Origin of the sequence: Flavobacterium sp. NG2, assembly GCF_034119845.1 — a bacterium.
Classification (GTDB): Bacteria; Bacteroidota; Bacteroidia; order Flavobacteriales; family Flavobacteriaceae; genus Flavobacterium.
Window position 1 is genome coordinate 956,910 of record NZ_CP139420.1, and the last position, 18,570, is coordinate 975,479.

An 18,570-nucleotide genomic window follows, 5' to 3' on the forward strand; every position below is an offset into this window, starting at 1 on the left:
GCGACAATTATGAAGATATGTAGAGAATCGTATAGGATTAATTGTTGTAAAAAAGTATATTATAATCAAATCCTAAAAATTCGTGAATTCGTGGCTAAAACAATTTAGAATTAGTACTTTTGTATTTAGAATTTTTCTAAATAATTATGTTAGACATACAAAAAATAAGAGCCGATTTTCCTATTCTCTCTCAAAAAGTAAACGGAAAACCTTTAGTATATTTCGATAACGGAGCAACCTCTCAAAAACCACAAGTGGTAATTGATGCAATAACTCAATATTACCAAGAAATTAATGCCAATATTCATCGTGGAGTACATACCCTAAGCCAGTTGGCTACAGATGCCTATGAAGTAGCGCGTGGCAAAGTAAAAGCACATATCAATGCGGAACATGCACATGAAGTGTTGTTTACTTCAGGTACCACTTTCGGAATTAATTTGGTTGCCAATGGTTTTGCTTCTATTTTAAAGCCAGGTGATGAGGTGGTCGTTTCTTCATTGGAACATCATAGTAATATTGTGCCTTGGCAAATGCTTTGCGAAAAAACAGGAGCTACTCTAAGAGTCATTCCGATGAATGAAGACGGGGAATTGATTATGGCGGAATACGATAAATTGTTATCGGATAAAACAAAAATCGTTACCGTGAATCATATTTCAAATGCTTTAGGAACAGTCAATCCTGTGAAATACATGATTGAAAAAGCGCATGAAGTAGGAGCAGCTATTTTGATTGATGGCGCGCAAGCCGTACCGCATATCAAACCTGATGTTCAAGCTTTGGATTGTGATTTTTATGTGTTCTCTGGTCATAAAATGTGTGGTCCTACAGGAACTGGAATTTTATACGGAAAAGAAGCATGGTTGAATAAACTACCGCCTTATCAAGGAGGAGGGGAGATGATTAAGGAAGTCTCTTTCGAAAAAACAACTTATGCTGATTTGCCCCATAAGTTTGAAGCGGGAACGCCTAATATTGCCGGTGGAATCGTTTTAGGTACGGCAATTGATTATATGAATTCTGTAGGTTTTGAGAACATTCAAAAACAAGAATTGGAGTTATTGGAATATGCTACCAAACGTTTATTAGAAATTGAAGGATTGCGTATTTATGGAACATCCAAAAATAAAACATCCGTAATTTCATTTAATATCGCAGGGATTCATCCGTATGACATTGGTTCCATTATTGATAAATTAGGGATTGCTGTTCGTACCGGACATCATTGTGCACAACCGATAATGCAGTTTTTTGATATTCCAGGAACCATTCGTGCTTCTTTCTCTTTTTATAATACCAAAGAAGAAATAGATAGTTTGGTAGAAGGGGTGAAGAAAGCCCAGATGATGTTGTCATAAAGGAATAAATCATGAAAATACTCTCACTATTGCTTTTCAGTCTTTTTATTTCAAAGAGCTGTTGCGAACATTCAGATGAAGATTTGAAAAAAGCGATAGTAGAATATGTAGCCAATACGAGAGGGTTTTATCAAAAAATAACCATTAGTAATCAAGAGGCAATGATTACCAATGACCGTTCAGGAAATGAAAAACCTCAGAAAATAAAAATATCTGATGCGGATTGGAAAGCCTTTGTGGCTCTGTTTCAAAAGGTAGATTTAGAACAGCTTAAAAGTTTAAAATCCCCAACACAAAAACGATTTCATGACGGTGCGGCAATAGCCAATATGAATATAAGGTATAAAGAGAAAAACTATGAGTCGGCTTCGTTTGACCATGGCTTTCCTCCAGAAACAATAAAAGAAATAGTAGAAAAAATAAATTCTTTTGCAAAACAAAACAATGACAATTAAAGCAATACAAGACGAAATAGTAGATGAGTTTTCGATGTTTGATGACTGGATGGAGCGTTACGAATACATCATCGAATTGGGTAAAAAATTACCCCTCATCAAAGAAGAATATAAAACCGAAGATAATCTAATCAAAGGCTGTCAATCCAAAGTGTGGTTGAAAGGAGAGCAAAATGAAGATGCCATCGTTTTCACTGCTGATAGCGATGCGATTTTAACCAAAGGGATCATAGCCATTTTAATCCGAGTATTCTCCAATCAAAAAGCAGCTGATATCATTGACGCTGACATGAGTTTTATTGACGAAATAGGGTTAAAAGAACATTTGTCTCCTACAAGAGCGAATGGATTGGTATCGATGATTAAAAACATTAAGATGTATGCTATAGCATTCAATGCTAAGGCTTGATTTTTTTAGAACTTTTTTTCAACCATATAAGTCATGTAAGTTTTTTATCTTAAATAAACTTAAACTATATTTATTTGATTAAAAAACGATTAGTTATGTGTATAACGAAAAGTGGGTTGAAAGATTTAGTTTATGAGTTGAACGGAGCCGCTATAGAAGTTCATAAAAGTATAGGCCCAGGCCTATTGGAATCTGTGTATCATCAATGTTTAAAAAAAGAACTTGAATTACGAAAAATAAATTTTGTCTCCGAATTAGCAATACCTTTAAAATATAAAGGGTATGAATTAGAGTCTAAGTTAAGGTGTGATTTATTTGTAGAAAACGCATTAGTAGTAGAATTGAAATCAGTTTCTGAAATGAGTTCACTTTTTGAAGCGCAATTACTAACTTATATGAACTTATTGAAAGCTCCAATGGGATTATTAATTAATTTTAATGTTAAAAATATTTATTTCGAAGGTCAAAAAACTTTAGTGAATGAATTATATAGAAGTATTGAAGAATAATAAAATCTAAATGTATAAAGTCAGAAAAGTAAAACTTAAATGACTTATATGTTTGAAAAAACAAAAAAATAATGGAACAACAAATAGACACAAACGAATTAGGAGAATCAATTGTAAAAGTTTTAAAAACGATTTACGACCCTGAGATTCCTGTGGATATATATGAATTAGGATTAATCTATGATGTCATGGTTAGTACGGATTTTGACGTGAAAATATTAATGACATTGACTTCTCCAAACTGCCCTGTGGCGGAGAGTTTGCCAAGAGAAGTAGAGGAAAAAGTGAAAAAAATTGAGCATATTAGAGATGCTGAGGTAGAAATCACTTTTGACCCACCATGGAGCAAAGACTTGATGAGTGAAGAAGCTAAATTAGAATTGGGAATGCTGTAAAAATTTGTTTCAAAGTTTAAAGTTTCAAGTTCGCTACACGAGGGAACCTGAAACTTTAAACTTTAAACCTGAAACTTTAGTAATGGACGAAATAATAAATAAAGTAGCCGAGAGTAAATTAGAGGTTTTTGATTTGGAGGATTATTATCCAAAGGGAATTCGCGCTCAAATTGATATTTCACAATGGCTTATTGAAGGTTTTTTGTTAAAAGAAAAAGACTTTAGAGAAGCGCTTAAAAATCACGATTGGTCACAATACCAAGACCAGTTGGTTGCAATTCATTGCAGTACTGATGCAATTGTTCCGGCTTGGGCTTCTATTTTGGTAGCGATCCAATTGGCGCCATTTGCCAAGAAAATTATCAATGGTACTTTGGAAGATATCGAAGCTAGTTTGTATGAAGAGTTGCTTCCTAAAATTGATTATGCCGCTTATCAAGACAAATCAGTTATTATAAAAGGATGTTCGCGCAAGCCCGTTCCTATGCGTGCTTATGTTTTAGCGGCTCATTATTTACAGCCTTTTGCTCGTAGTATCATGTACGGTGAAGCTTGTTCTGCAGTGCCTTTATTCAAAGCACCCAAAAAGTAAGAATGATTTTGTAGAAAACAGCCTAATTCTTAGGCTTTATGCTGCTTTTTAAGCAGCATTTTTTTTATATTTACGAGAATCAAATTCTTTAAAACATGAAAAACATCTTATTTTCAATCAGTTTGCTTTTAATCTTTTTATCCTTACAAGCTCAGGAAAAACCAAAAGAAGATGAAAAGCATTGGGTCAAAAAAGGAAATATATCCTTGTTGTTTAATCAATCCTCATATAATAAAGAATGGTTAGGGGGGGGTACTTCAAATGTGGCAGGGAATTTTGGGCTTAATTACGATTTTAATTATAAAAAGGAAGCTGTTGTTTGGGATAACAAATTTATAATGGCATACGGATTAAGTAAAATCAAGGGTGATTCAAAAATGGCCAAGACAGATGATCGCTTGGAATTAAATTCGCTTTGGGGTAAAAAAGCTTCGGGGCAATGGTATTACTCGATGTTTTTTAATTTCAAAACTCAAATGGACACTGGATTTGATAAAACCAATACGATTCGTTTGTCTCATTTTTTCTCCCCGGCTTATTTTCAATTTGGTCCCGGAATGCTTTGGAAGAAAAATGATAATCTTAGTGTTAATTTTGCTCCAGCAACAGGTAAATTAATTCTAGTTGACAATCATTTTACCGAACTAGGTCCGTCCTTTGGTGTAAAGCAAGGTGATACCTCTAGATTTGAATTTGGTGCCAGTATCTCTGCTTACTATAAATTTAATTTGATGACCAATGTAACCTTTGAGAACCGACTGAATTTATACTCTAATTATCTGGAAGACCCACAAAATGTTGACGTTGATTATCAATTGAATGTGGTGATGAAAATCAATAAATACCTAACTGCTAATATTGCAGTTCAAGCGATATATGACGATAATTCAATACAAGGAGTACAGGTAAGAGAAGTTTTTGGCTTAGGAGCTAATTATGGATTCTAAAACTTATCGACACAATATAGAAATCCCTTTTGAATTCGTTTCAAAAGGGATTTTTAGTTTTATCTAACACAATTTTTATTTTTGGGGTGCCCTCCGCAAAAGCTACGGTCGGGCTATTCATTACAACTCCTCGCACCTCCTTCGTCGGGCTGTGGGGTTTTCATTGTTATCCCTCACCCAGACCTGTATTACAATCAACAATGGGGTTCCTAATCTTAAATGGTATTAGATTTAATACCTGTTTTACTTATGAAAATAAATCGTTATTCATAGCCCTGATGGAAGCGGCATCCTCTTGCATTCGCCGTGGCGAAAAGCAAGAGATACAGCGGACAGCAGGAGGAGACGTTCTTGAAAGGGACAACTGTCCTGCTCCTAAAAATAGGTATACCTTAACTTTAAGTAGCTTCTTGTATTAATTTTATTTTGCTTACCATAAAGGATATTAATACCCCAAATACCCCAATAAAAGCAAACGAAAATCGAAGACCAAAAGCCTCAGCGATATAACCAATGATTGGTGGTCCCATTAAAAATCCTAAGAAACTCACACTCGAAACAATAGTAATAGACTCACTAGGAGGTAAATTAGGGTTTTTGCCAGCAATGCTAAAAAGAGTTGGAACAACCGTAGCTACACCAATACCAACAAGCATAAATGCAAAAGCACAAGGGATAATATACGGAAATAAAACCGCTGTAAATAATCCAGTAGAAATCAAAACACCACTAATTTGAAGAATTAATTTTCGACCATATTTCAGGATGATTTTATCTCCCAAAAATCGTCCTGTAGCCATCATTATCATGAATGAAGTATATCCTATAATGACCAAAGGACCAGGGGCTTTGACAATATCTTTAAAATAAACGCCACTCCAATCAAACATTACGCCTTCGCTTGCCATACAACAAAAGCCAATCACCCCAAGCATTAATAAGTTTTTGTCGGGTTTTGAGAAAAACTTTTTCTTTCCGTCTTTAAGGACTTCTTTAGCGCGAATGAGGTACTTATAGTTGAAACCAATCAGCGTGGTAACAACAAGTAAAATGATTAGAAAATGTTGGTAAGGGGTCAATTTTAAGGCCAACATTCCTAAGCCAATTAAAGCACCAATAAAACCTGCAAAACTCCACATCCCATGAAACGAAGACATGATGGTGCGTTTGAATAACTTTTCGGCATAAACACCTTGAGTATTTACCGCAATGTTGGTAATATTAGCAAAAATTCCAAAGGCAAATAACGCCAATCCTAAATGCCAAGCTTGCGTTGACAAACCTATATTGGAGAGACTAAATACGTATAAAAAAGTAGTGATTAGTAAAACTAAATTACTCCCAAAACGGGTGACAATTTTCCCTGAAAAACCCATTATTGCCAACTGACCAAGTGGTACGGCAAATAAAATAGTTCCTAAAGCAGCATCACTAAGGTTAAGTGCTGTTTTAAGGTCGGGAATTCGACTGGCAAAAGAAGAAAAACAAAGTCCTTTTCCAAAATAATACATCGAAATCGCAAAGCGCACGCGGTTGAGATAAGAAGCTTTAGCATTTTTGAAGCTCTTTTTGTATTCTCCTTTGGCCTTAAATGGGCTAGTGATATTGAAAAAAATCAATTTTTTGTTTTTTAAATGAAGATGCAAAAATACAAAATCTATTTCCTAGAGAAGTTACATTTAGTGTAAACAAAATCAAAAGGTTTGATTTATTGTAGAGCCGCACTGCAGTGCGGCTCTAGTTAAAATCTGCGTAAATCTGCCAAATCTGCGTGAAAAAAATCAATACAATCCTAATGCGGATTTTGGGTTTATTGTAGAGACGCACTACAGTGCGTCTTTACACAGTATCATTTTATTCCAAAGACATTATTTTACAATGACACGATTATCTTTTCTGCCTGACTTTGAATGGCAGCTTCGATGATTTGCATGACTTGGATTCCTTCTTGTGCGGTTACGGGTTCGATGGTGTTTTGGGTGATGGCTTGGTACATACCGTCAAAATAATCGTAGTAGTTCCCTTGAAGCGTTGGTATTTTTTTTCGAATAATTTCACCATCAATTTCAGTATGTAGTAAACCTTCGTTTCCACTCGCTTCTGTTCCCCAATCATCTAAATTAGGTTTGTAATCCAGTTTCAAAAGGTCTTCTTGAACATCGCCACGCGTTTTTAAGAACGACCCTGTCTTACCGTGTAGAATAAAAGAAGGAATAGGTTCGCGGTTGAATACACCTGCTTTTAATCTAACCGTTAGATTTGGGTATTGCAACGTCACATCCATCCAATCATCAACAAGCGAATGCTCTCTGGTGATGCGAATGTTAGCATAGACCGCTTTTGGTAATCCAAACAAACATAGCGCTTGATCAATCAAATGTGGACCTAGGTCTTTCAAAATTCCAGAACCAGAACTTATGACTTCTTTGTGTTGTTTTGGACTTAAATTTGGATTGTAGCGGTCAAAGTGGAATTCGGCTTCTACGATTTCACCAAGGCTTCCTTCGTCCAGTATTTTTTTTACAGTTTTAAAATCGCTGTCCCATCTACGGTTTTGGAAAACAGCTAATTTTAGTCCATTTTCTTCTGCCAAAGCCTTTAATTCTTCGGCTTCGGCAACGGTGGTGGTAAACGCTTTTTCGACAATAGCATGTTTGCCTGCGAGCAATACTTTTTTGGCAAACTCATAATGAGTAGCGGTGGGCGTGTTGACGATAACCAAGTCGGCATCACTTCCAAGAACGCTTTCAAGACTCGGATAGCTTTTTACTTCGGGATAATCGGCTTGGATTAATTTAGAACTGCGTTCCCAAGAACCCAAAAGTTCAAATCCAGGATGTAAGTTTATAAAAGGAGCATGAAACACCTTGCCCGACATGCCGTAAGAGAGTAGTGCTGTTTTGATTTTTTGCATGGTATTTTTAGTTTCGAAAGTTAGTTTAGAATTGTTAAGCTGAAAATTAGTCTTTTTTGGAACTATAATATCTTATAGAATGCCATTCTCTTTTGATAAAAACAAATTTAGTGGGGATAAACGAAAAACAGACTTGATTTCTTCATTAATTAACAAACATTTAAAAGGTTATAGTGTATTATTGCAAAAGAAATAAAATAGAATAGCTTACTTTTGTGAGTCAAAAAAAGAATTAAAATTTAAAAATGGATTTATTTATCAAGTTGTCTCAGTTTTTATTGAGCTTGTCATTACTTATTATTCTTCACGAACTAGGGCATTTTATTCCCGCTAAATTATTTAAAACCAGAGTCGAAAAATTCTATTTGTTTTTTGACGTTAAATTTTCACTTTTAAAGAAAACAATCGGAGGAACAGAATACGGAATCGGTTGGTTGCCACTAGGAGGTTATGTGAAAATCTCTGGGATGATTGACGAGAGTATGGACAAGGAGCAAATGGCTTTGCCGCCACAACCTTGGGAATTTCGCTCTAAGCCAGCTTGGCAACGTTTGATTATCATGTTAGGAGGGGTAACGGTAAACTTTATCTTGGCTTTTATTATTTATATCGGAATGGCGTTTACGTATGGAGATACTTATGTAGCGATGTCTGATTTAAAAGATGGTCTGTTGATTGAAAATCCCGTTTTGCAAAAAGCAGGTTTCCAAACAGGAGATAATATTTTGGCTGTCGATGGGGAGAAAATTACCAAGTTTGACAACGAAATCAACATGAAAATCATCATGGGTAAAAAAGTGCTTATCGAGAGAAACGGCGCTGAACAAACCATCACGATGCCAAATGACTTTATTGACCAATTATCCAAAGTAGAAAAAGGTTCTTTAGTGTCAATTCGTATGCCCTTTGTAATTGGTGCTGTAGCTCCAGAATCAGAGAATACCGCTTTGCAACCTAAAGATTTGATATTGACTTTGAACGGTCAAAAAGTGAAGTATTTTGATGAGGCCAAAACGATTTTGGACAACAATAAAAACAAAACCATTACAGCAACCGTTTTGCGTGACCAAAAAGAAGTTCCAGTTCCTTTAAAAATCAGTGCCGAAGGAAAAATTGGTGTGCAAGTGGGAGGTTTAGGAATGGACTCATTAGAGAAATTAGGCTACTATAAAGTAAGCAAACAAGAATACGGTTTCTTAGAATCTATTCCAGTGGGAATCCAAAAAGGAAAAGACCAGTTGGTAGGTTACGGAAAACAATTGCAAATGATTTTCAATCCTGATACAGGCGCTTACAAACAAGTAGGAGGATTTAAAGCCATATTTGATATTTTTCCAAGTACTTGGAGCTGGGAAGTGTTTTGGACAATCACGGCTTTGTTATCGATTATGCTTGGTGTAATGAACTTATTGCCTATTCCGGCTCTTGATGGTGGACATGTATTATTTTTATTATACGAAATGCTAAGTGGCAAAAAACCGTCGGACAAATTCCTAGAGAATGCACAAATGGTTGGTTTTGTTTTACTTATATCACTCTTACTATTTGCTAACGGAAACGATATTTACAAGGCAATAATTGGGAGATAAAAAAAATGAAAAAAAATTTAAAAAACGCTTGCAGATATCAAATTTAGCCCTATCTTTGCAACCGCTTAAACAAACAAACACAACGTTCAAATTAAGCACACAAACATACCTGTACGCATTTAAATTATAAAGTTTCCTCCTTAGCTCAGTTGGTTAGAGCATCTGACTGTTAATCAGAGGGTCCTTGGTTCGAGCCCAAGAGGGGGAGCTACATTAGAAAAGATCTTACATTTGTAAGGTCTTTTTTTTTGGCTATAAGTCAACGAAATCGACACTTTACAAAGATTCTTAATAGAAAAATGGTATTTCTGTTTTGACAACTTTGACAGCTTATTTTGAGAAAAAGGTAACACATTAGGTAACATCTATTTTTTCAAAAGGTTACACTTTTTTATACCTCCAAATTGTATGTCTGACTTAAACTCAAAAGTTATGACAACAGAAAACTTCAACATTTTATTTGTTCAAGCAAAAAATAGAACTAATAAGAAAAACCAATCTCCATTATATTGTAGAATTACTTTAAATGGAATTAGAAAACAATTTAGTACAGGCATCCATATTGAAAGTATATATTGGAATTCCAAAAAACAATTTGTTTTAAAGACTCATAAAACAGCATCACTTTACAATTCCTTACTTGATAATATAAAATCAAAAATTAATAATGCTTATGGAGTTTTAAAATTAGAAGACAACGTATTTACAATTCAAGACATTCTTGATAAATACCTTGGTAAAGAAATCAAGAAAAAAGAAAACATACTCTACTATTACAAACAGTATTTATTGAAAATAAAAAAATTAGTAGGACTAGAACTTAAAGATAGTACCTATAACAAATTTGTATATGTTGGAAATCATCTTGAAGCATTTTTGAAATGGAAATTTAGAAAAACTGACTTTCCACTAGATGAATTGGGTTTGCAGTTTTTGGATGATTTTGAGTACTATTTAAAGACTGAAAAGAAACAAAGTCAAATTACCATCAATAAAACTATTCAAAGGTTTAGAACGCCCATTAAACAAGCGATTTCAGAAGGTTATTTAGATAGAGACCCCTTTATATTACATAAGCCCAAAACAGTCCGTAAAACAGTTATATTTCTATCTACAGCGGAACTGAAAACCTTTGAAGAAGCTATTATGAGTCAAAAAAGATTGAGTTTTGTGCAAGATCTATTTATTTTCTGTTGCTACACAGGTTTAGCATATAATGAAATGGCTAACCTAAGAAAACAACATATTCAAATAGGATTTGATGGAATGAATTGGATTCAGATGATGCGTGAGAAAACACAAGGTCAAATCTCTATTCCTATACTACCTAAAGCGCAGGAAATCATAGAAAAATACACTTCTGATAATAATCGCATATTTCCAACTATTAGCAATCAGAAATTCAATTCCTACCTCAAAGAGATTGCTGATATTTCAGGAATCAATAAACGATTAACCCATCACATTGCTAGAAAAACTTTTGCATCAACAGTTCTATTATATAATGATGTGCCTATGGAAATAGTATCAGAACTATTGGGTCACTCTAATATGACAATAACACAGGAAAGCTATGGTAAGGTGGTTCAAAAGAAAGTTAGCGAGGAGATGAATAAATTAAAGTTAAAAATTACAGAATATCACTAAAAGTGGGTATTGTGATATGCATATAATAGCTGTTTATTTGTAAGAATAGACGTGGTTTTCAAATGAATAAGCAAATGACAACGACTATACAGTAAAATAAAAAATTGGACTTACGGGTAACCGTAAAAAGAATGTAAAATTTTGATTTAGGTTTGTTTATGGCAAATAGAAATTATTATATAAATTAAAAAAAAAACTAAAATAAATGAAAACAAAAAAAATAATTCTTGCATTCTCAATAATTGGTGCTATAATATCATGTAGTTCTGATAGCGAAAGTGAAAAAGAAACTCAATCATCTAATATTATCTTGGTTAAAAAAATAATTAAAAACTATAGAGTAAATGATATTTCAACACTTACCTACAAATACGATGGTAAAAAATAATAAGCGAAAGTAACGATTCAGGTTTCGTAGCCACTTATACCTATACTGGAAATGTTATAACTAAAATCGAAGATACACTGCAATAATACATTTTATTCTTGTAATAAAATTAGCAGTTATTAAAAATTGGAGTTCAGCTACCAATAAAAAAAACGGGGCGAACCTGAAAAGCCTTATGAGTAAGAAATAAAAAACCATAAAATGAAACAAACAGTTAAATTCAAAAAAACCTTAGTATTACTATTTATTGGAGCGCTCTCATTAACTACAAGTTGTAGTTCGGACAATCAAGATGATTCAAAACAGACGACTACCATTATTGGAAAATGGCATAATTACAAAAGAGTTGAAAACGGAGTAACATATACTGATACCGGAGCAGACCCAATTAGTGATTTGAATTATGAATTTCAGAATAACGCCTGTATAATTACTGAAAATGGAGATGTACAAAATTATATTTATAAAGTTGATGGAGATTACATTAAATACTATAATCCAAAAACAGAAGTCTTAACTGGGTCTGAAAAAATTGTTACTTTAACAAAAGATGAATTGGTAGTGGTAAATCAATACAATGATGACGAATTAAAATATTTTAAACGATTGTAAATAAAAGATATTTGATTGTGGTAAACCGTAAAACAAATCAAATTCAATAAATTAAATTTGAATAGATTTCTCACTAGTTAGTTTCCATCACAAACAAAGAGTTCAGAAATATCAATATTTAAAACTTTAGAAATAGAATAAAGGGTTGTAATAGAGGTGTTAATCACACCTCTTTCAATTCTACTAATTTGAGAAATCTCAATACCTAGTTCATTAGCCAATTGTTCTTGAGTAAAACCCTTAGCCAATCTGGTTAAACGGAGATTTTTTCCAAAGTTTATTAAAATAGTATTTCTGTCATGATTATCCACGAAATAAAATTCGTTGAATAAGTTATTTTATAGATAGGCAAATTTGCCTACTTTTGAATTAATAAAATTGTGTCCAGAAACCAATAAAAAAAACTGGGTGTAACTGAAAAGCTTTATGAGTAGGAATTTAAAAAATATGCAATGAAAAAAATAAGTGATTTCAGACCAATTAATTGTAATGAGTCTGAAATACAATATGTTATTCAAGATAACTACGATTATTCAACTTTAAATGTAGGTTTTCAATGGAGGCATCAGGCAACTAAATATATCAGTCAATTAAATGAAGATTTAATGATGGACGATGAACTTAGTGATTTAGTTGATGATAACCAATATGAAGTTATTCATATATCTAAAGTTGTTAAAGAAGAAGTTGATTGGGGTCAGACCATAATTAAAATTGCGATAGTGCTGTTTGTATTATATGTGCTAACTCATATTATACACTTATAAACAGATACATATAAATTTATTCTAAAGGTTATGAGTGACGATGTAAAAAATATTATTGGAATCGTTTTGTTTTTTGTGATTCTATGGGGGCTGAAAGGTCTTATAGTTGGCGAAGGTTTTTTTGGTGCAATTACTCTTCAACTATATGCAATTGGCGAATTAGCATCAATCGTAATAAAATTTGCAATTATAATCGGTGTAATTGGGTTAATAATTTTTTTGTTTAGTAAAAATAAATAATATGGGATAATCAATTTATGCAAATTGTAATCTAGAGATGATATTAAAAAATAGCAGGAAACTAATATGAATTTCACATCTAATCAGAAAGTATTTATTAATTCCCTTTTAGACCAATTAAATTTTAATCAAATTTTAAAGTCTAATACGGATAAATTTATGATGGAATATTTTAATCAATTACTAAAATCTTATAAAAAATTTAAAGATTTAGCTAATTGTGAATATTTAATGATACTATATAACAATGTGGAAAGAGTAATTCCTAAGAATGCAATTTTAAGTATTATATACAAAGACAATGGTGAATTTTTTGAAGCTGAATCTTTTTCTATTTTCGACTATCTAAAGCTTGAAATAATGATAAAAAAAAATGAATTATATGATATTATTGAAACAAACTCAATTTATATTTCAGCATCAGATATTGCAAATTTCACATACTGTCCAGTTAGTTTTGCAATTTCTAGATCAATTAAATATAAAACTTTAGCTTCAGCAAAAATCGGTTTAGAATTACACGAAACAAGTTTTATCAATTCAATGATTTTTAATAAATCTAAAAAAGAACAAGTAAATAGTATCGAAAAAATATACTATGATGAGAGCTTTAAAACGTTAAGTGATATATTAAAAAATTGTGATATACTTTATAGTGGTCATTCACCAAATGACAAAGTTAAATATTTTAAAAGTTCAAGAGGAAACTTTATTGGTCAACCAGATTTTATATTGCGCGATAGAACTACAAACAAAATCTTTGTTATTGAAGAAAAATATCATTACATACCAAAACAATTTATTAATTACCGAAATACAGAGTACTATGGTGATGTACACAAAAAAAATAGAAATGAAAGAGAAAAACAAATAGGATATGATAATCATATAAACCAGCTATTATCTTATGTTTATGGAATAGCCGATTATGAAATTGATTATGGTATATTAATTTATTGGAAGTACGAAATAGAAGAAAATAAAAGAAATATAACTAAATGTAGCTTTAAAATATTCTATAAAAATGAGGAGCATCAAATCAATTTGAATAAAATATATCTGAAAATAAAATCTTTTTTAAGAAATAAAAATTTAGAATTCGATATTAATATTAGAAATCCAAAAAAATGTGCTTCTTGTATTAATAATATACTCTGTGGACATAAAACAGGTAATTTTAACGACATAAGTTTACCGTACAATTCAAAATACTTAAAAGTTAATAAAGGATCTTTCCTAGAATCTTTTGAAAAAGATGAAAAGAATTATATTGAGAAATTATTTGAATATACTATTCCTGAGGCATAAAAACTACTGTCAATATCTGCAACTAGAATTAAGTATTTATCTGAATTTAAATAAGGTTCTGCACTTGATAAATTTCAATTTAACATGACTAAATCAAAAAAGAATCGATATTATGGCAGAAATACTAAAAGCAAACTGTAAAATTTGCAAATACAAAACAAGTTTTAAATATGGAGGAGGAAAATTCGATTTCCAAACAAATAATCCCGTACCAGTGTATGATAAAACTACGGAAGAATTAAAAAGTGTAAATTACTTTTTAGAGAAAGATAATCAAAATTACATTTTCTATTGCGATGAACAGTTAAAAGGAGATAATGAACAAAAATTAATTTTTCAAAATTTTGATTTGAAGTTGAATCAGGTAAATAACTACTGTCCTAAATGCAAGAACTACAGCTTGGATTTTAAGAGTTATATATTTTGTTAATACGCAAATCAACTTCACTAAAAAATAAAGTACTTTATCCCCTTTCCCTAAAAAAACAAAATTCTGACCTTTAACTTTAAACACATATATTAGTTCACGAAACAATAGGCACCTATCAATGGATGGATACACCAAAGAAATCATCCTAAACAAACTCATTGAATCTTGCTTAACTTTCGATGCAAAGCTTTTCAAGCCCTATTTACAATCCGAAATAGTTATTACGGATGCTACAGATAAAAGTAAATTCTATATTTTTTTTGAAAAGATGCTGATTACCGCTAAGTCTAATTCAGTTGAGCCAATGAATTTTAAAATTGAAATACCAGATTGGGAGGATGAAAAAGATACAAGACATTATAATTTATACGATAGTGTACACAAGCATTCAAGACTGAGTTTAAGAGTAAGAGAATCTGAGAATTCTATTTACATCGAAACGATGCCATTTTAAGATTTCCTTAATCAATACACTCTACTACTAAAAGGTTCAACACTATAAAGTTGAGCCTTTTTTTATTTTTAAAAATTTTTAAAAATTTTTTTTTTTGTCGAATACGCTTATCAACAAAAACATCATCCCCACTTTTTTCAAATTTTGGGATATACCCGCCCAGTGATATTTGGAATTTAAAATAAACCTCTTCCAAAATATTGCTAATTTAAATCATTTGTTCAATCTTATTAAATTATTAAAACCATGGTTACAATTGTAGATTACAAGGAATTCCAAAAAGAAAATGGAGAAAAATTTTATTCACTTGTTGTTCAAGGTGGAGTTGAAGCTGTTAAGAGTAAAGAAAGTGGAAGAACTTATCTTACTGCAAAAACCACAAATCTTGCGTGTACATTTAACGAAACTACATGTAAGTCATTAATTGGCACACAACTTTCTGGACAAGTTAGAAAAGTAGAAGTTGAAACTTACGAATACACTGATCGTGCAACAGGCGAGATTGTTGAGATGAATCATCGTTATGAGTATTTATCCGATGAAGACGCTATCATTAATGATAACGTAATTAAACCAGAAGAGGTGTACTAAAACAGCTCAAAAACAGATAATATATTAAGGAACTTCAGCAATGAGGTTCCTTTTTTTTTATCCAAAGAATTTAAAAAATACCTAATTAAAATTTAAAAAGTAAAATTATGCAATTACAAAAAGCACAAAGACATCAAGTAAAATTAAGAATTGGATTATCTGGTCCTAGTGGATTTGGTAAAACCTATTCAGCCTTATTATTGGCGTATGGAATTACAAATGATTGGAATAAAATTGCCTTAATAGATACAGAAAATAAATCAGCAAGTCTTTACTCGCATCTTGGAGAGTTCAATGTATTATCACTAGATGAACCATTTTCTCCCGAACGCTATTTAGAAGCTATTAAGCTTTGTGAAAATTCAGATATCGAATTAATCATTATCGACTCGATAAGTCACGAATGGCAAGGAAAAGGCGGTTGTTTGGAGATTCACGAACAATTAGGTGGACGATTCCAAGATTGGGCTAAGGTAACACCTAGGCACAACACTTTCATTGATGCAATTATCCTTTCAAAGTGCCATTTAATTACCACTTCAAGAAGTAAAGTTGATTATAGCTTAGACAAGGACGGAAACGGCAAAACTAAAGTTATGAAACTTGGAACGAAAGCTATAACAAGAGAAGGCTTTGAGTACGAACTTACCGTAAATTTTGAATTTCTAAACGATAAACATTTAGTACAGGCATCAAAAGATAGAACAGAACTTTTCTCTGGTAAACCTGAATTCATTATTAATTCATCAACAGGTAAAAAATTGATAGACTGGTGTAATCAAGGGATTTCATTAGACAAGATTAAAGCTGAAATAGAGAATTGTGAAACGTCTGATAATTTAAAATTAATTTATAATCAATACCCTCATTTGAGTAAAGAATTGTATCCCTTAATTGTTGCAAGAAAAGAAACAATCGATAATCCAGCCAATCAAATAATCCCAAACGAACAAATTATCCAACAACCTAATACACAAGAAAATGAATTTAGTATTAAATAATCCAATCCATCAAGTAATTGATGAGGGAGAAATCATAGTATTTCCAAAGAGGAACTTTATTGACGCAAATACTACAGAAGTGGATTTAGATCATCTCAAATCCGAATGCATTATTCCAGTATTTGCTAAAGATAACGAATCAACTATTAGCCACTATGAATTTATTCAAAGTGCAAAAGAAGTTGTCGAAGAAATTTTAGACTATAAAGGTGTTTTAAAGCCCGAAATAAGGGTAAGCCATCAAATTAAAGGTAGAATTCCTTCTGCCGTTGGAAAGCCTGCAAAAGAGCTCTTAGAGCACGAAAAGACATTGTATTACGAACGTATGGCTTTTGTAATTGAAATACCTGAAATAAGCGAAATGATAAATGGCAACCAACTCAACTTAACTATAGGTGGAGTTCGATCCTACAATCAGGAAAATCTTTTTAGCAAAAAATCCATAGAGAAATTTAAAGTTTTCATAGGTTTTCAGAATACTGTTTGCACGAACCTATGTATTTCCACAGATGGTCTAAAACAAGATATTCGTGTGTCTTCAGTTTTAGAATTAAAAGCTAAAGTCTATGAGCTAATAAACAGTTATGATAAAAAGAAACATCTGCAACAGATGAACGAAATGAGTAGCCTCTCTATTAATGAAACTGAATTCGCCCACCTTATTGGAAAAATGAAACTATACTCTTTCTTAGATAAAGAGGCTAAAAGCAACCTCTTCCATTTAAACATTAATGACAATCAAATCAACTCAATTATAAAGGATTATCATATTGACCCCAACTTTGCGAGATTTGAAAATGGAACTATTGACTTTTGGAGATTATATAATTTATTTACAGAGGCTAATAAAAGCAGTTATATTGATACGAATTTTGAAAAAAATGTAAATGCATACGAGTTTATCAATTACCTCGCAAATTTCATTAAAAATGACGCGGACAACTGGTTCCTTCGTTAGTATCACCATAGCTTTTATATTGAGATTTATTTAGAATTTGTCCTTTTAAAAAAATAAAAATTTAGACAAAAAATGACAAAAAAAGAGTTGGCTGAGCTGTTAAAATACAGTTCTCCTCTAGAAATCTATGTTATTACGTGGAAAAACACTTTAATAAAACTGTTTTGTCCATTTGAAGTACTGGTTCTACAAGATATTGGTACACTCAAAACAGGACAATTCGTTTTTGTAGATGAAATCAAAGTCACAATTGAGTTAAAAACCGTTTATATAATTAGTAATGAAGCCTACTATTATTATCATTTTGATATTCTAGTATAAATAGGCAAAGGAGTTATACTTTTTTGTTATCCAATCTTTTGAAACTGCCTCTCCTACATCAAAAAGCAATTGAAAATGTTAGCATTGCTAGCGGATGATTGTACAAAACCTGTGCTTTCATCCGTTTTTTCTAATTTACACTTGCATTAAGTAATTATTTTACAATTTTATCGAAATAAAGTAGGAAATTATTTGGTAAATCCAAAATAATTCCTTATCTTTGCACAAGATTTCAAATTTACCTTTATAACCGTGTCAAAACTTTCTAAAAAGTCTATAAAACACTTAGCATTAGCTCTTCATAGCTTAGTCTGACTAAACAGACTCCTTTGATTATCTGAAATCAAAAAAATATTAAGCAAGAATACAATAATATTTTAGTCATCATTAACTTGACTACCACTACACTTTCTGTAGTTATTTTCTCAACATTAATTTCAATCCACTTCCTAACTAGACAATTCACATCAATTTGATATTATAAATAATTAAATTTATTATGAGTATTAACTTTTTAAATTATGCAATATGACATAGCGTAAAACACTAAATATTTTCAATTCAATTGTTTGCAATAACAGAAATTGAAGCTCCCTGCTTTTCAGATACGTTTGAATAGTAAAGTATGGTAATAACTCTCGACCAAATGAAAGACCGTTTATGATAAAGAGGAGAGAATTAT

24 protein-coding genes and 1 tRNA gene are annotated in these 18,570 nt (G+C 31.8%); 21 read left to right on the forward strand and 4 right to left on the reverse strand.

Annotation, left to right across the window (positions count from 1 at the left end; translation table 11 throughout):
* Positions 1-146 precede the first annotated feature (146 nt).
* From SLW70_RS04015 to SLW70_RS04045, 7 genes are all read left to right on the forward strand, one after another.
* Positions 147-1,361, forward strand: a complete 1,215-nt coding sequence (locus SLW70_RS04015) for a cysteine desulfurase (RefSeq protein WP_320890721.1) — start codon at positions 147-149, stop codon at positions 1,359-1,361.
* Between the two features lie 11 nt (positions 1,362-1,372).
* The gene (locus SLW70_RS04020) at positions 1,373-1,816 is read left to right on the forward strand and encodes a hypothetical protein (RefSeq protein ID WP_320890722.1); all 444 of its coding nucleotides are present in this window, start codon (positions 1,373-1,375) and stop codon (positions 1,814-1,816) included.
* Positions 1,806-2,225, forward strand: a complete 420-nt coding sequence (locus tag SLW70_RS04025; RefSeq protein ID WP_320890723.1) for a SufE family protein — start codon at positions 1,806-1,808, stop codon at positions 2,223-2,225. The genes SLW70_RS04020 and SLW70_RS04025 overlap by 11 nt, the downstream gene beginning before the upstream one ends.
* A gap of 95 nt (positions 2,226-2,320) precedes the next feature.
* The gene (locus tag SLW70_RS04030; RefSeq protein WP_320890724.1) at positions 2,321-2,734 is read left to right on the forward strand and encodes a GxxExxY protein; all 414 of its coding nucleotides are present in this window, start codon (positions 2,321-2,323) and stop codon (positions 2,732-2,734) included.
* 71 nt (positions 2,735-2,805) lie between these two features.
* Positions 2,806-3,129 carry a DUF59 domain-containing protein gene (locus SLW70_RS04035; RefSeq protein ID WP_320890725.1) on the forward strand — a complete coding sequence of 108 codons (324 nt, stop codon included), beginning with the start codon at positions 2,806-2,808 and terminating at the stop codon, positions 3,127-3,129.
* Between the two features lie 82 nt (positions 3,130-3,211).
* Positions 3,212-3,721 (forward strand): DUF2480 family protein, encoded by a 510-nt coding sequence (locus SLW70_RS04040; RefSeq protein WP_320890727.1) that lies wholly within the window; start codon positions 3,212-3,214, stop codon positions 3,719-3,721.
* Between the two features lie 95 nt (positions 3,722-3,816).
* Positions 3,817-4,668, forward strand: a complete 852-nt coding sequence (locus SLW70_RS04045) for a DUF3078 domain-containing protein (protein WP_320890729.1) — start codon at positions 3,817-3,819, stop codon at positions 4,666-4,668.
* A 398-nt stretch (positions 4,669-5,066) separates the two neighbouring features.
* Here the strand turns inward: SLW70_RS04045 and SLW70_RS04050 are convergent, their stop codons facing one another.
* Both SLW70_RS04050 and SLW70_RS04055 read right to left on the reverse strand, forming a co-directional pair.
* A complete protein-coding gene (locus SLW70_RS04050) occupies positions 5,067-6,287 on the reverse strand; it encodes an MFS transporter (protein WP_320890730.1) in 1,221 nt (406 codons plus the stop codon).
* A 254-nt stretch (positions 6,288-6,541) separates the two neighbouring features.
* The gene (locus tag SLW70_RS04055; RefSeq protein ID WP_320890731.1) at positions 6,542-7,582 is read right to left on the reverse strand and encodes a Gfo/Idh/MocA family oxidoreductase; all 1,041 of its coding nucleotides are present in this window, start codon (positions 7,580-7,582) and stop codon (positions 6,542-6,544) included.
* Between the two features lie 245 nt (positions 7,583-7,827).
* Between SLW70_RS04055 and rseP the strand changes: the two genes are divergently transcribed.
* From rseP to SLW70_RS04080, 5 genes are all read left to right on the forward strand, one after another.
* Positions 7,828-9,171, forward strand: coding sequence for an RIP metalloprotease RseP (gene rseP / locus SLW70_RS04060; protein WP_320890732.1), 1,344 nt, complete (start codon positions 7,828-7,830; stop codon positions 9,169-9,171).
* Positions 9,172-9,305: 134 nt separating this feature from the next.
* Positions 9,306-9,379 (forward strand) — tRNA-Asn (locus SLW70_RS04065).
* Between the two features lie 224 nt (positions 9,380-9,603).
* On the forward strand, positions 9,604-10,818 hold the full coding sequence (locus tag SLW70_RS04070; RefSeq protein WP_320890734.1) for a site-specific integrase: 1,215 nt from the start codon (positions 9,604-9,606) through the stop codon (positions 10,816-10,818).
* Positions 10,819-11,023: 205 nt separating this feature from the next.
* Positions 11,024-11,206: a hypothetical protein gene (locus tag SLW70_RS04075; protein WP_320890735.1), complete on the forward strand. Its 183-nt coding sequence runs from the start codon at positions 11,024-11,026 to the stop codon at positions 11,204-11,206.
* A 201-nt stretch (positions 11,207-11,407) separates the two neighbouring features.
* Positions 11,408-11,818, forward strand: a complete 411-nt coding sequence (locus SLW70_RS04080) for a hypothetical protein (RefSeq protein WP_320890736.1) — start codon at positions 11,408-11,410, stop codon at positions 11,816-11,818.
* A 77-nt stretch (positions 11,819-11,895) separates the two neighbouring features.
* On the opposite strand, the gene SLW70_RS04085 is transcribed toward SLW70_RS04080, so the two are convergent.
* A complete protein-coding gene (locus tag SLW70_RS04085) occupies positions 11,896-12,066 on the reverse strand; it encodes a helix-turn-helix transcriptional regulator (protein WP_320890737.1) in 171 nt (56 codons plus the stop codon).
* 204 nt (positions 12,067-12,270) lie between these two features.
* On the opposite strand from SLW70_RS04085, the gene SLW70_RS04090 reads away from it, so the two are divergent.
* The 5 genes from SLW70_RS04090 to SLW70_RS04110 all read left to right on the forward strand — a co-directional run bounded on the left by SLW70_RS04090 (position 12,271) and on the right by SLW70_RS04110 (position 15,017).
* Entirely contained in the window at positions 12,271-12,585 is a 315-nt protein-coding gene (locus SLW70_RS04090) for a hypothetical protein (RefSeq protein ID WP_320890739.1), read from the forward strand.
* A 30-nt stretch (positions 12,586-12,615) separates the two neighbouring features.
* A complete protein-coding gene (locus tag SLW70_RS04095; protein WP_320890740.1) occupies positions 12,616-12,825 on the forward strand; it encodes a hypothetical protein in 210 nt (69 codons plus the stop codon).
* Positions 12,826-12,891: 66 nt separating this feature from the next.
* Positions 12,892-14,133, forward strand: a complete 1,242-nt coding sequence (locus SLW70_RS04100; protein ID WP_320890742.1) for a hypothetical protein — start codon at positions 12,892-12,894, stop codon at positions 14,131-14,133.
* A 112-nt stretch (positions 14,134-14,245) separates the two neighbouring features.
* Complete coding sequence (locus tag SLW70_RS04105) at positions 14,246-14,563, forward strand: hypothetical protein (RefSeq protein ID WP_320890743.1); 318 nt, start codon at positions 14,246-14,248, stop codon at positions 14,561-14,563.
* A 118-nt stretch (positions 14,564-14,681) separates the two neighbouring features.
* Positions 14,682-15,017: a hypothetical protein gene (locus tag SLW70_RS04110; protein ID WP_320890744.1), complete on the forward strand. Its 336-nt coding sequence runs from the start codon at positions 14,682-14,684 to the stop codon at positions 15,015-15,017.
* A gap of 7 nt (positions 15,018-15,024) precedes the next feature.
* Here the strand turns inward: SLW70_RS04110 and SLW70_RS04115 are convergent, their stop codons facing one another.
* On the reverse strand, positions 15,025-15,213 hold the full coding sequence (locus tag SLW70_RS04115) for a hypothetical protein (RefSeq protein WP_320890745.1): 189 nt from the start codon (positions 15,211-15,213) through the stop codon (positions 15,025-15,027).
* A gap of 50 nt (positions 15,214-15,263) precedes the next feature.
* Here SLW70_RS04115 and SLW70_RS04120 point away from each other — a divergent pair, with 50 nt between their 5' ends.
* The 4 genes from SLW70_RS04120 to SLW70_RS04135 all read left to right on the forward strand — a co-directional run bounded on the left by SLW70_RS04120 (position 15,264) and on the right by SLW70_RS04135 (position 17,888).
* Positions 15,264-15,608, forward strand: coding sequence for a hypothetical protein (locus SLW70_RS04120; RefSeq protein WP_320890746.1), 345 nt, complete (start codon positions 15,264-15,266; stop codon positions 15,606-15,608).
* 107 nt (positions 15,609-15,715) lie between these two features.
* Positions 15,716-16,609: an AAA family ATPase gene (locus tag SLW70_RS04125; RefSeq protein WP_320890747.1), complete on the forward strand. Its 894-nt coding sequence runs from the start codon at positions 15,716-15,718 to the stop codon at positions 16,607-16,609.
* Positions 16,610-16,688: 79 nt separating this feature from the next.
* A complete protein-coding gene (locus SLW70_RS04130; protein ID WP_320890749.1) occupies positions 16,689-17,567 on the forward strand; it encodes a DUF3871 family protein in 879 nt (292 codons plus the stop codon).
* Positions 17,568-17,639: 72 nt separating this feature from the next.
* The gene (locus SLW70_RS04135; RefSeq protein ID WP_320890750.1) at positions 17,640-17,888 is read left to right on the forward strand and encodes a hypothetical protein; all 249 of its coding nucleotides are present in this window, start codon (positions 17,640-17,642) and stop codon (positions 17,886-17,888) included.
* The last annotated feature ends 682 nt before the right edge of the window (positions 17,889-18,570 follow it).